The sequence below is a fragment of the Frateuria sp. YIM B11624 genome (genome assembly GCF_049727805.1).
Taxonomy (GTDB): Bacteria; Pseudomonadota; Gammaproteobacteria; order Xanthomonadales; family Rhodanobacteraceae; genus Frateuria_A.
The window spans coordinates 13312-25576 of sequence record NZ_JBCNYA010000035.1 but is presented as its reverse complement, the minus strand read 5'-3'; the positions used below and the strand labels follow the sequence as shown (position 1 = coordinate 25576).

The 12265-nt window shown below is 71.8% G+C and carries 13 protein-coding genes; 6 read left to right on the top strand and 7 right to left on the bottom strand.

The features are described 5' to 3' along the window. Positions 1 to 7: 7 nt before the first annotated feature. Complete coding sequence (locus AAIL17_RS15655) at positions 8 to 445, bottom strand: hotdog fold thioesterase (RefSeq protein ID WP_424683801.1); 438 nt, start codon at positions 443 to 445, stop codon at positions 8 to 10. A 15-nt stretch (positions 446 to 460) separates the two neighbouring features. On the opposite strand from AAIL17_RS15655, the gene AAIL17_RS15650 reads away from it, so the two are divergent. Next, a complete protein-coding gene (locus AAIL17_RS15650) occupies positions 461 to 1567 on the top strand; it encodes a 2Fe-2S iron-sulfur cluster-binding protein (RefSeq protein WP_424683786.1) in 1107 nt (368 codons plus the stop codon). Between the two features lie 33 nt (positions 1568 to 1600). On the opposite strand, the gene AAIL17_RS15645 is transcribed toward AAIL17_RS15650, so the two are convergent. The 3 genes from AAIL17_RS15645 to AAIL17_RS15635 form a co-directional block, all read right to left on the bottom strand. Further along, positions 1601 to 2044 carry a rhodanese-like domain-containing protein gene (locus AAIL17_RS15645; RefSeq protein WP_424683785.1) on the bottom strand — a complete coding sequence of 148 codons (444 nt, stop codon included), beginning with the start codon at positions 2042 to 2044 and terminating at the stop codon, positions 1601 to 1603. A 258-nt stretch (positions 2045 to 2302) separates the two neighbouring features. Then, the gene (locus tag AAIL17_RS15640; protein ID WP_424683784.1) at positions 2303 to 2716 is read right to left on the bottom strand and encodes a hypothetical protein; all 414 of its coding nucleotides are present in this window, start codon (positions 2714 to 2716) and stop codon (positions 2303 to 2305) included. A gap of 26 nt (positions 2717 to 2742) precedes the next feature. Continuing rightward, a complete protein-coding gene (locus tag AAIL17_RS15635; protein ID WP_424683783.1) occupies positions 2743 to 3219 on the bottom strand; it encodes a YiiD C-terminal domain-containing protein in 477 nt (158 codons plus the stop codon). Between the two features lie 81 nt (positions 3220 to 3300). Between AAIL17_RS15635 and AAIL17_RS15630 the strand changes: the two genes are divergently transcribed. From AAIL17_RS15630 to AAIL17_RS15615, 4 genes are all read left to right on the top strand, one after another. Further along, positions 3301 to 4059, top strand: a complete 759-nt coding sequence (locus tag AAIL17_RS15630; RefSeq protein WP_424683782.1) for a uroporphyrinogen-III synthase — start codon at positions 3301 to 3303, stop codon at positions 4057 to 4059. An 83-nt stretch (positions 4060 to 4142) separates the two neighbouring features. Then, positions 4143 to 5237 carry a uroporphyrinogen-III C-methyltransferase gene (locus AAIL17_RS15625; RefSeq protein WP_424683781.1) on the top strand — a complete coding sequence of 365 codons (1095 nt, stop codon included), beginning with the start codon at positions 4143 to 4145 and terminating at the stop codon, positions 5235 to 5237. Further along, positions 5234 to 6490, top strand: coding sequence for a heme biosynthesis HemY N-terminal domain-containing protein (locus AAIL17_RS15620; protein ID WP_424683780.1), 1257 nt, complete (start codon positions 5234 to 5236; stop codon positions 6488 to 6490). Before AAIL17_RS15625 ends, AAIL17_RS15620 begins: the two co-directional genes overlap by 4 nt. Before the next feature lie 14 nt (positions 6491 to 6504). Then, the gene (locus AAIL17_RS15615; protein WP_424683779.1) at positions 6505 to 6810 is read left to right on the top strand and encodes a hypothetical protein; all 306 of its coding nucleotides are present in this window, start codon (positions 6505 to 6507) and stop codon (positions 6808 to 6810) included. Positions 6811 to 6825: 15 nt separating this feature from the next. Here the strand turns inward: AAIL17_RS15615 and AAIL17_RS15610 are convergent, their stop codons facing one another. The 3 genes from AAIL17_RS15610 to AAIL17_RS15600 form a co-directional block, all read right to left on the bottom strand. Then, on the bottom strand, positions 6826 to 7161 hold the full coding sequence (locus AAIL17_RS15610; RefSeq protein WP_424683778.1) for a hypothetical protein: 336 nt from the start codon (positions 7159 to 7161) through the stop codon (positions 6826 to 6828). 106 nt (positions 7162 to 7267) lie between these two features. Then, a complete protein-coding gene (locus tag AAIL17_RS15605; RefSeq protein WP_424683777.1) occupies positions 7268 to 9073 on the bottom strand; it encodes an ATP-binding cassette domain-containing protein in 1806 nt (601 codons plus the stop codon). Next, entirely contained in the window at positions 9070 to 10179 is a 1110-nt protein-coding gene (locus AAIL17_RS15600) for a serine kinase (RefSeq protein ID WP_424683776.1), read from the bottom strand. Before AAIL17_RS15600 ends, AAIL17_RS15605 begins: the two co-directional genes overlap by 4 nt. Positions 10180 to 10785: 606 nt before the next feature. Between AAIL17_RS15600 and AAIL17_RS15595 the strand changes: the two genes are divergently transcribed. Further along, positions 10786 to 12261: a B12-binding domain-containing radical SAM protein gene (locus tag AAIL17_RS15595; RefSeq protein ID WP_424683775.1), complete on the top strand. Its 1476-nt coding sequence runs from the start codon at positions 10786 to 10788 to the stop codon at positions 12259 to 12261. Positions 12262 to 12265: the final 4 nt, after the last annotated feature.

Sequence of the window (12265 nt, the reverse complement as noted above, 5' to 3'; positions counted from 1 at the left end):
CCGTAGCTCACCGCACCACCGCCCGCCGCGGCACCACCGCCATGGTCAGCCGCGAGATGCACACCAGCGCGCCTTCCTCGTTCTCGATGCGGATTTCCCACACCTGCGTCGAACGTCCCAGGTGCAGCGCCTTGGCCGTGCCCGTGACGATCCCGCTGCGCACGCCGCGCACGTGGTTCGCGTTGATGTCCAGCCCCACCGCCACCTCCTGTTCCGGATCGAGCGTCAGCAAGGCGGCGGAGCTGCCCAGCGTCTCGGCCAGCGCCACCGAGGCGCCGCCGTGCAGCAGCCCGAACGGCTGGTGCGTGCGCGCATCCACCGGCATGCTGCCGGCGAGCCAGTCCTCGCCGATCGCGGTGAAGCGGATGCCCAGCACCTGCATCAGCGTGTTCTCGCTCCACGCATTGATGCGCTCGAGGTCCGGTGCCTGCTTCCAGATCGCCATGACGAGGGTCGCCTGATGGGAAAGCATGCATTGTCCGTCGATGGCGGTCGCGGCGACAATGCGCGGGTGTTCACCATCACCCTTGCCAACTCCGGCCGCACCTTTCCGGCCGCGCCGGGCGAAACCGTGCTCGAGGCGGCGCAGCGCGCTGGTATCGCGCTGCCGTACTCGTGCCGCGCCGGCGTCTGCGGCAGTTGCAAGGCGACCTTGCTGGCCGGGCAATGCGACTACCCGCGCAACCCGCCGGTGGCGCTGAGCGGCAGCGCGGCGTCCGAACACGCGATCCTGATGTGCCAGGCGGTAGCGGCCAGCGACCTGGTGATCGCCGCGCGCGAAGTGACGTCGGTGGAGGACATCGCGCGCCGCCGGCTCACCGTCGAGGTGGCGGATAAGCAGGCGCTGGCGCCCGACGTGACCCGGCTGGTGCTCCGGCCGGTGCCCGGCGCGACGCCGCTCAAATGGCTGCCGGGCCAGTACCTGGACGTGCTGCTGGCCGAAGGCAGGCGCCGGCCGTTCTCGATCGCCGGCGGCCCGAAGGACGACGGCAGCATCGAACTGCACGTGCGCCACGTCGCCGGCGGCGGCTTCACTTCGTGGGTGCATGAAGGGCTGGCGCCGGGCGCGCGATTGCACATCGAGGGGCCGCTGGGCACCTTCGTGCCGCGCGAGGATTCGGAGCGGCCGATGGTGTTCATGGCCGGCGGCACCGGCTTCGCGCCGGTCAAGGCGATCGTCGAGCACTTCCTGGCGCTGGGCACGCGCCGGCGGATGGCGCTGTACTGGGGCGCACGCAGCGTGGACGACCTGTACCTGCGCGCGCTGGCCGAGCGCTGGGCGCGCGAGGCATCGCACCTGGATTTCCATCCGGTGCTGTCCGATCCCGAGCAGGCTGCCGCCGCGGGCCTGCGCGCGGGCCTGGTGCACGAGGCGGTGCTGGAGGACCTGCCGGACCTGTCCGGCCACGAGGTCTACATGAGCGGGCCGCCGGCGATGATCGACGCCGGTCGCCGGCTGTTCGCCGAAGCCGGCCTGCCCGACGAGCGGCTGTACTTCGATTCGTTCGACTACGCGCCCGACGTGCTGGCGCAGATCCTTGCTGGCCGCGCCGGCATCGGCGAATAGACGGCCGTTTGCCGACCGGCTATGGGTTGCCGGTCACTTGTTTCCCTTGGCCAGCGGCAACTGCGCCTGCTGCCAGGCCAGCACGCCGCCACCGAGCGTGTAGACCTTGGTGAAGCCGGCTTTGACCAGCCGCTGCGCGGCCTTGTCCGAACCGCGGCCGTCCTTGTCCATCACCACCACTGGCAGGTCCTTGGCCTTGGCCAGGTCCTTGTGCTCGGGGTCGAACTGGCTGGGCAGCACGTGGCGCGCGCCCGGCACGTGCATCTTCTCGAAGTCGGCGCGCGCGGACAGGTCGACCAGCAGCGGGTTCTCGCGGTTGATCAGCAGCGTGAGCCCGCCCGGGGTGAGTTCCTTGTACTTGCGCAGCAGGCGGCCGAACTCCATCGCGACCAGCGCGAGCAGGATGATCACGAACAGCGCCGACAGCGCCAGGTGGTTGCCCACGAAGGTGGGGAGCTTGTGCAGGAAGTCGTTCATGGCTCGATGGGCCTGGCCGGATGCGCAAACCGGCGATTATCCGGGACTCCCGCGGCGGGCGCAAAGGCAGCGCGCCCTGAAGCCCTCTCCCCTCCGGGGAAAGGGTTTGGGTGAGGGGTCGGGGCTCGCGGGGAGTCACGGGTGCGTCTGCACCTTCGGAAAGCGCTGCCCGCAGGGAGCCTTCCGCAAGAGTGTCCCCTCACCCCGGCCCTCTCCCCGGAGGGGAGAGGGAGCAGGTCAGGCAGGGTGGAGACCGCTCTATTGCTGCGTGATGTCCGGCAAGCCGCTCGTCAGCCACCAGCGCTTCTTCTCCGGGTCGTAGCGCCAGGTCTGCCGATCGATCACCATGCGCTCGGACTGCGTGTTGATGTTGACCAGCCCGATCTGCACCACCTGGCGCACCTGGTTCTCGCCGTCGGGCACGGCACCCGGGCCTTCGTCGTAGCCGGTCACGCGCACCTGCTGGTAGCGCGCCAGGTCCAGCGCGGTCGGCTGATGGGCCTCGCGCACCTTCGGATCGACGAACTGCATGGCGCTCTGGAAATCGCCCCAGCGCAGCGTGCTGGCGTAGGCGTTGAGCGTCTGGATCAGCGCCTGGTTGCGCTGGTCGGTGGCGCAGCCGGCGCACAGCATGACGACGAGCGCGAGCAGCGGAAGCAGGTAGCGGCGCATGGCGGGATTCCCTGGATGGCGAGAGCTCATTGTGCCCCAGCGCGCCGCTTGGCGACGAAGCGCGCCTCCAGCATCGCGGCCGGGCGTTCGCCGCTGCCGGGCACCACGCAGCGCACGTCGATGCGTGCCTTGCCGCGTTCGGCCAGCGTGGCGAAGAAGGTGTCGAAACCGGCGCCTTCGGCCAGGCGCGCCTCGGCGAGGAAGTCGCTCCACACCGGCTCCAGGTAGCGCACCTGCGAGTCGCCGACGAACACGTCGCAGTCCTCGCCGCGCCGCTGGAGCGCCAGTTCCACCAGCGCCCAGCCGGCCAGCGTCATCAGGCTGGCGAGGCTGCCGCCGAACGCGCAGCCCTTGTCGTTGACGTTCGGCGCCAGCGGCGCGACCAGCGCCAGCGAGTCGTGGCCGCAGCGATGCAGCCGCAGGTCCATCGCGCGGGCGAGCGGGATCTTGTCGCGGATGAAGCGGAGCAGGTCGTCGGCAAGCAGTTGGGGATCGGCAGTCACGGCGCAGGGGACATCGGGGGAAAGCGGCAAGTGTAGCGAGCGGCTTACACTGGGCGCCTTCCCTGCTGCACGGGCCGCGCAGTGCCACACGCTTCCACCCACGGCGGACTCGACGGCCGCGTCATCGTGATCACCCGGCCGGCCGGCACGGCCTCGGGCTTCGCGCGCCAGGTGCGTGCACGCGGCGGCGTGCCGTTGTTGCTGCCCGGGCTGTCCCTGCGCGCGAGCGAGGATACGGACCGCGCTCGCGCGCAACTGCGCGAGGCCCTGCGCGCGGACCCACTGCTGCTGTTCACCAGCCCCGCCGCCGTGCGTTTCGCCGCCGCGCTGGCACCGCTGCGTACGCGCGCCACGGTGCTGGCCGTGGGCCAGGGCACCGCCGCCGCGCTGCGCCGCCACGGCCTCGCCGTGGAAGCGCCCGTGCGGCACCAGGACAGCGAAGGCCTGCTCGACCTGCCGGCATTGCGCGACGTGCGCGACCGCGGCGTGGCGCTGGTCGGCGCGCCGGGCGGACGCGGCCTGCTGCAGCAGCGCCTGCGCGATGGCGGCGCGCGCCTGCGCGAGGTGTGGGTGTACCGGCGCACCGCGCCGCGGCTGGACCGGCGGCACGTCGAGGCGGTGTGCCAGTTGCGCCCCGGTGCGCGCGTGCTGCTGTCCAGTGCGCAGTCCCTGGCACACCTGCACCAGGCGCTGCCGGCAGCAGCGTGGTTGCGCCTGTGCCACGCCGTGGCGGTGGCCAGCAGCGAGCGCCTGGAAGCGGCCGCCCGCGAGGCCGGCTTCCGCCACGTGCGTCGCGCCGCCTCGGCGCTGCCGGCCGACCTGCTCGCGGCCGCGCGCTGAGGGCATTCGCACGTCCGCGCGAGGGCGCGCCGCTTCACGCCCGCCATGCGAACCCCGCCATGCGGGCTGCTAGCATGGCGCGCATGAGCCAAGACGACCTCGCCTCCGATCGTCCCGCCGCGGCCCCCGTTCCCGCCGCGAGCCCTGCACCGCGTCGTGCGCCCGCACCGGCCCCGCGCCGCGGTGGCGCGCTGGCACTTGCGCTGCTGCTCTCGCTGCTCGCGCTCGGCCTGGCCGGCTATGTCGCCTGGCGCCAGTGGCAGCAGATCCGCGGCAATGCCAGCGACAACCTGGATCAGCGCGTCGGCCAGCTGGAAGACACCGTCAATACGATCGGCGACGAACGCACCGTGCTGCGCCAGCGCCTGGGCGACGCCGAACAGGTCAACCGCGGCCTGCGCGAGGAACTGCTGGGCCAGGCCGAGCGCCTGCGCAACCTGGAGGACGCGGTCGCCAAGCTGTCGGAGAAGAGCCTGTCCGGCCACGACGCGATGCTGCTCGACGAAACCGAAACGCTGCTGCGCATGGGCCAGCAGCGCTACGTGCTGTTCCACGACGCGCAGGGCGCGGCCGCGGCCTACGGGCTGGCCGACGAGGCGCTGGCCGCGGTGAACGACGGCGCCTTCTCCGGCGTGCGCCAGAGCATCGCCGCCGAGCGCGAGGCGCTGCAGCAGAGCGAGCCGCACACCCGTGCGGTCGACACGCTGCAGCAGTTGCGCGGCGCGCTGGACACACTTCCGCTCAAGCCGCAGGACAGCTCGACCGGGCAGGCCAACCCCGGTGCCTGGGCACGCATCCGCCGGGCGCTGGGCACCGTGGTCAGCGTGCAGCGCGACAACGGTGCGCCGCTGGCCGTGGCCGACGCGCGCTTCTCGCGCGAACTCACCGCGCTCGACCTGGCGCAGGCGCAGGCCGCACTGCTGGCCGCCGACGTCGATGCCGCGCACGCCGCCATCGTCCGCGCGCAGATCAGTCTTGCGGCGCAGTTCGACACCGCCGATCCGGCCGTGGCCCATGCGCAGGCGCAACTGGCGAGCCTGGCCGGCACGCTCAAGCCGGCCACGCCGGTGCAACTGGGCGCCGCGCTGGCCGAGCTGCGCAACCTGCGCGCGGTACACGCACTCAAGGCGGTCGACGCCACGCCGGCGCGCGCCGCCAGCACGGGGCGCCGGCCGTGAAGCTCTGGCGCTGGCTGTTGCTGCTGATCGTCGTCGCGGCGCTGGCTGCGTTCGGCTGGCACTGGGTCGCCGAGGACCCCGGCTACGTGCTGGTGCGCCTGCGCGGCTGGCGGGTGGAAACCACCGTGGTCGCCGCGCTGGTCATCGTGCTGCTGGCCTGGGCGATCCTCACCGGCCTGTGGCGCCTGGCGCGCTGGCCGTTCGGCGCGATGACGCGCCGGCACCGGCGGATCAGCCGGCAGCGTCTGGGCAGCGGCCTGGTCGCGCTGATGGAAGGCCGCCACGGCGAAGCCGAGCGCGACCTGGAGCGCGCCGCGCGCCTGTCCGAACTGCGCGGCCCCGCCCTGCTCGCCTCCGCCGAGGCCGCCTCGCGGCGCGGCGAGCCGGCGCGCGCGCTGGAGGCGCTCAACCGCGCCGGCCAGGCTTCGCCGCAGGCCGCCCGCGTAGTGCGCGCCCGCGTGCTGCGCCGCGACGGCAAGCCGGCCGAGGCGCTCGCCCTGCTCAACCCGGAAGCCGACAGCGGCAGCCTCACGCCCGGCGGCTGGCACGAGCTCGCGCTGGCCGCGCTGGCCGCCGGCGAGCCGCGCCGTGCGCTGGCCGCGCTCGATCCGCTGCAGAAAAGCGGCGCGTTCGGCACCCAGCGCTATGCCGCGCTGGAAACGCAGGTGCTGGTCGCCGCGATCGGCGCCGCCGCGGACGGCCAGGCGCTCAACACGCTGTGGTCGCAACTGCCCAAGGGGCAGCGCCGCGCGCCCGCGGTGATCGACGCCTACGCCCGCCGCGCTGCCGGTTTCGGCCTGGCGCTGGCGGCCATGGACGAACTCGAATCCGCGCTGCGCCGCGAGTGGTCGCCGCAACTGGCCGAAACCTGGGGCGCGCTCGACGGCGACGACCTCGACGCCCGCCTGCGCCGCGCCGAAGCGTGGCTCGATGCGCATCCCAACGATCCCGGCCTGCTGCTCGCGCTCGGCCGCATGTGCGTGCGCCAGCAACTGTGGGGCAAGGCACGCACCTATCTCGAACGTTCGCTCGCCATCGCGCCCAGCGCGGGCGCGTGGGAAGCCATGGGCGACACGAGCGTCGGCCAGGGTGACATCCCGCTCGCCCAGCGCTGCTACCGCAACGCGCTGGCGCTCGGCCGCGGCGACGCCACCCTCGACCTGCCGCGAGACAGCCGCCTGTCGCATCCGGACACGCGCTCGCTGGCGGTGGAGGAACGCGACCAGCACGGCGTGCCGCGGCTGCGGAACTGAAGTCGGAGGGCCGCATGCCTGCCGCCGAGCAAGTCGTGGATGGCCTCGGCGCGGTCTGCTTTGCCTCCGCCCTGGCGAGCATCTTCATCCTGCACCGGCTCGCCAAGGCCGATCCCGGGAAGGGCCGCGCGGATGCCCCTTACCTCGTTCGTTACATGAGCCTGCTGGGACGCGTCGCCGGGCTGTCACCGAGCTCCGCACGGGCGCCAGCAGACAGGCGGGACATCCGCACGGTAAGGGTCCTGTATCTCGTGTTCGCGGTTGCTGCGGGCGCCATGGCGTGGTCGGCTGCGCCGCTTCTGCGGGTGGCAATCCCGTAGGTCGCCCATGGCCGCTCAGGTCACCGACATTGCCCACGTGATGAAGCCCGCGTTGAGTGTGGTCAGCGTCAGGGCCAGCAGGAACAGTGTGTCGGAGATGCGCTCCAGCGTGTGGTTGCGTTGCAGGCTGCGGGTGCGCAAGGCCCAGTAGGAAAGCAGGCAGGTGACCAGGTAGAGCATCGCGTTGAGGGCGAGCAGGTCGTCGCCGATGAGGTCGGCGCGGCGGATCGTGATGACCACGCGAAGCAGGCCGATGACCGTGATGCACACGCCCACCATCGCGGCGGACGCGGTGAAGATGTGCACGCAGATGTCCTGGTCGAGCGTCCTGTGCAGCGGTGCCTGTTTCATGGGCCGGTCCCGTCGGTAGTGGCCGACTCTAGACATCCATCCTGGCCGCAGGTGCCAGGCCACGGCGGAGAAGGGCCCGCGCGTCCACTTCACATGTGCCCGCGGTTCAGCCGAACGCGGCGTCGTCGGGTGCGGACAGGTCGGCAGCGGCGTAACGCACGATCCTTGCGGCCAGGTCGCGGCCGATCTCCAGGTGCTGCTCGGCCATCGCCGCCACGCTGGCGCGGTGCGAGACCACGACCAGGATCGAGCGCGGCAGCCGCCGCTTGAGGGTGGCGAGCACGGCCAGTTCGGAGGCCGCATCGAGCGCGCCGGTGGCCTCGTCTAGCACGGCCACGAACGGCTGGCGCAGGATCACCTGGGCCAGCATCAGGCGCTGCAGCTCGCCGCCGGAGAGGCGGCTGGCGCTGCCGTGGAGGGTGGCGTCCAGTCCTTCGCGCGCGGCCGCCAGCCAGCGGCCGAGCCCGACGTCCTCGAGCACGCCGAGCATGGTTTCCTCGCTCGCGCCGGGTGCGGCCCAGGCCAGGCAGTCGCGCACCGTGTGCTGCCACGGCCGCACGCTCTGGCTGACGTAGGCGCCGTTGCTCACCAGCGCGCGATAGTCGTCGAAGCCGAACGACCGGTCGCCAACCCGCGCGGCGAACTCGGCGGGCAAAGTCATTCCCGCCAGCACGTCGACCAGGCTGCTCTTGCCGATGCCCGAATCGCCCGAGACGAGCGTCAGCTCGCCGGGCGCCAGCACCAGCTCGCGCACGCACAGCGCGTCCAGCGGCGCGCGCAGGCGCAGCCGCTCGATCGCCAGCACGTCGCCCATCGGCAGGGCGCGTGCGGGCAGCGTCGGCAGGGCATCGTGGCGGTGCCGCATGTGGCGTTGCCACAACTCTAGCGCGGGCGCCGCCGAGCGCAGCTGCTGGCAGCTCTGCCGGGTCGACACCAGGTAGGGCAGCAGGCGCCCGAGCAGCAGGCTGACGGCGATCAGCGAGGCGCTGTCGATGCCGTGCCAGCGATGGGCGAGCACGAACAGGCCGGCGATGCCCGCGGCGGCGAGCAGTTCGAGCAGCAGCCGGCCGGACGCGACCAGTTCGAGCTGGCGCCGGTAGCCCAGGCCCAGCTGCGCGGAGATCGCCCCGTAGCCGGCCTTCTCCGCACCCTGGCGCCCGAACGAGCGCACGTAGCGCAGGCGCCGCGGAAAATCCTCGCTGAGCCAGAACAGCCGCGTCATGTCGGCCACGTACTGCCGGCTCACCGCGGACTGCTCGCGCCCCCAGGCGCGCGCGGCGAGCAACGCCAGCCCCATCAGCAGGGGCGAGACCAGCATCAGTATCGGCGAGACCCAGAACACGAAGGCCAGGCTCACCGCCGTGGTGACGGCGATCACGGCCAACTGCAGCAACGCGCGGTACCCCTGCGCGAGGATCTCGATGTTATAGGTGAGCAGGTTGGCGATCTCCGCCGAACTCGCGTCGGCCAGCTCGCCCAGCGGCGCATCGATCAGCCGCGCATGCACCATCCGCCGCAGGTTCATGCCGCAGCGGCTGACCAGGCCGGCGCCCAGCCGCGCCACCTGCCAGCGCAGCAGCGCGAAGCTGGCGGTGGCCACGGCGAAGGCGGTCGCCTGCATTTCCACGCTGGCGTAGCGGGTGAAGGCCTGCGACGGCCCTGGCTGCACCAGCGGCACCAGGCAGATCGCCGCGAGGCTTCCGGCCAGCGCCGCGCCCAGCGACAGCACCACGTAGGCCGCGATCTGCAGCAGGTCGCGGCGGGCGAGCGTGAGCGCGAAGGCGCGCCAGAAGCGCGATGCGGGCAGGCTGCGGACGAGCTTCGCCAGCGCGCGCTGGCGCCACGGCGACACGGTCCCGGCCAGTCCGTCGGGCCGGTCCAGCGTGGCGTTCTTACCGGGGACGGTGCTCATCGTTCCTGAGTGCAAGCGCTGCGTGGAAAAGTTGTCCTGCCCGACGCCGTCTGGCGCGACGGAGACTCGGTTTCACCGGGCGCATCGCGGCGGTCGAGCAGCCGCCGCAGTGCATCGACCGATGCCTGCGGATCGCGCCCGCGCCGCAGGACGTACACGCCCCGCTGCACCAGCGCCTGCACGAACGCGTGCCAGCCCGGCTGGTTCGCTGCATAGGGCTGGTTGGCTGCCAGCCAGGCGGCTGCTTCGCCGGCGGCAAGCGGGCCCGACAGCTCCTCGCCGGCGGCAGCACGCTCGGGCGACACCCGCACTGCGCCGACCAGTTCCAGCGGTCCGCCGGCCAGCCGGCCCACGCCCTGGCGCAGGTCGGCCTCGATCTTCGCCACGCCGCTGCGCCGGGTGATGCGCGGCGAGCGCGCCAGCCATTGGCGAACGTGGCTCTGCGCGAGCAGCCCGAGTGCGTCGGGCCGCACGTGCAGGAAGTTCGGCACGCCGGTCGCCAGCAAGCGGTCCGGCTGCACGAACACGGCATCCTCGGCGAGGAAATCCAGTCCGTGCAGCAGACCGTGCAGCGCCAGCGTGGATTTGCCCGCGCCGCTCTCGCCCAGCAGCAGCACGCCGCGGCCCGCGTGTCCCAGGCACGCGCCATGCAGCGGCACCAGGCCCATGCCGCGGGTGGCGAGGGTGAACACGGCGAACTCGATCAGCTCGTAGCGCAGGTGGTAGGCATGCGCCAGCATGTCCTGTGAAGCGACGACTAGTGCGCGGCAACCCTGCGGGTCGAGCACGACGTAGTTGCTTTCGTCCATCACGCCGCAAAGCAGTCCCGCGCCTGCGCTCTGGCACACCGGCGGTGGTTCGTCGCGCTTCTTCGCACGGGCGGGCAGCAGGCGCAGTTCGACATGGAAGTCGCGCGCCCCGGGCAGCTCGCCGGGCGCCAGCCCGCCGTAGGCGGCCTCGACCAGTCCGAGAAGCGGCTCGCTGTCGCTGCAGAAATGGAAGCGCCCGCCCAGCACCGTCCGTTGCAGTGCCAAGCCACAGACGACGTGTTCGCCGAAAGGATCGGCGACGGTGGCTGAGGCCGGCTGGAAGACGGGCAGGACCATCGGCGGAACGGAAGCCTCGCGGGTGGGATCGCGTACCGACGCACTTCCCGATGCCGCGTGAGTGCGCGCGTGCGCGGCAGAGGTTGTGCCGGGTTTCGCCAACTGCCGCATATCCCTGCTCCCTCTCCCCGCCGGGAGAGGGCTGGGGTGAGGGGACACTCTTGCGGAAGGCCATCTACGGGCGAGGCTTTTTATGGGTGGGGACGCACTGATGACTGCCCCGCGAGCCCCGGCCCCTCACCCAAACCCTCTCCCCGGAGGGGAGAGAGCTTCAGATTGCGAAGGGTTTCGGCCGCGCCTCATACATGCTCCCTCTCCCCTCCGGGGAGAGGGCTGGGGTGAGGGGACGCTCTTGCGGAAGGCCATCTATGGGCGAGGCATTTTTATGGGTGGGGACGCACTGATGACTTCCCCGCGAGCCCCGGCCCCTCACCCAAACCTTCTCCCCGGAGGGGAGAGGGCTTCAGAGCGAACGCACCGCCGCAACCTCGCGAACGTATCGCCGCAACCTCAACCCTTCGACCCGGCACATACCCGCATGCACGCCCAAGGGCGTTGCATGGCCGCCCTGCGCGGTCCTCTCCGCCATGGCCGGGCAGCGAACCCATGCTCAAGATCCAGGTCAGCCACTCCTACTTCCTGCAGTACGACCGCAAGCAGTGGGAACGCGGCAAGCCCTATCCGCCGCTGGCGACGATCCAGGTCGCCGCGTTCCTGCGCCAGCACGGGCACGAGGTCACGCTGTTCGACACCATGCTGGCCGACGGCGTGGAGGCCTACGCCCAGGCCCTGCATGCCGCCGCGCCCGCGCTGGTGGTGCTGTACGAGGACAACTTCAACTTCCTCACCAAGATGTGCTTGAGCCGCATGCGCGAGGCGGCCTGCCGGATGATCGGCGAGGCACACGCCAGCGGTGCGCGGGTGATCGTGGCCGGCTCCGATGCGTCCGACCAGCCGGATGCCTTCCTCGCCGCCGGCGCCGACGTCGTGCTGCTCGGCGAGGGCGTCGCCGCGTTGTCGGCGCTGGTCGACCGGCTCGACCGCGACCGCGCCATCGACAATCGCGACTGGACCGCCGGCCTCGCCGGCGTGGCCGTGCGTCTGGACGGCCAGACGCAACTGCAGCGCATCGGCATCCAGCCGCCCGACGCGCGGCTGGTCGGCCATCCCGCGTGGGACCTGATCGACATCGAACGCTACCGCGCGTTCTGGAAGGAACGGCACGGCTACTTCAGCCTCAACATGGCCGCCTCGCGCGGCTGCCCGTTCCGCTGCAACTGGTGCGCCAAGCCGATCTGGGGCAACCACTACCGCCAGCGCGGCGCCATCGACGTGGCCACCGAGATGGCACACCTCAAGCACACGTTCGGGCCGGACCACATCTGGATGGCCGACGACATCTTCGGCTTCTACGTGGACTGGGTGCAGACCTTCGCCAGGCACCTGCACGAGAGCGCCGGCTCCGTGCCGTTCACCATCCAGGCCCGCGCCGACCTGTGCAGCGAGGCGATGGCCGAGGCACTGGCGCAGGCCGGCTGCGTGGAAGTGTGGATCGGCGCCGAGAGCGGCAGCCAGCACGTGCTCGACGACATGAACAAGGGCACCCGCGTGGCCGACCTGATCGGCGCGCGCGAGCGGCTCGGCCGTCACGGCATCCGCGTGGGCTTTTTCGTGCAACTGGGCTATCTCGGCGAAGAACTGGAAGACCTGCTCGCCACGCGCGAGCTGATCGCGCGGGCGGCGCCGGACGACATCGGCGTGAGCGTGTCCTATCCGCTGCCGGGCACCAAGTTCTACGAGAAGGTGAAGGCCCAGCTCGGCCGCAAGACGCACTGGGAGGAAAGCAACGACCTGGCGATGATGTTCCGCGGCGCCTACGACTCGGACTTCTACCGCCACGTGCGCGACCTGCTGCACGCGCAGGTCGAACTGCAGCAGTCGGCCCTGACGCAACCGGCCGAGCACCACGCCCTGGCGCTCGCCGCGCTCGATGCGCGCTGGAACGCGCTGATCGCCAGCGAGCAGACGCACCGCACCGGGCAGGCGCGGCCCGCGGCCACGGCAACCCTCAGCCATGCCTGACGCC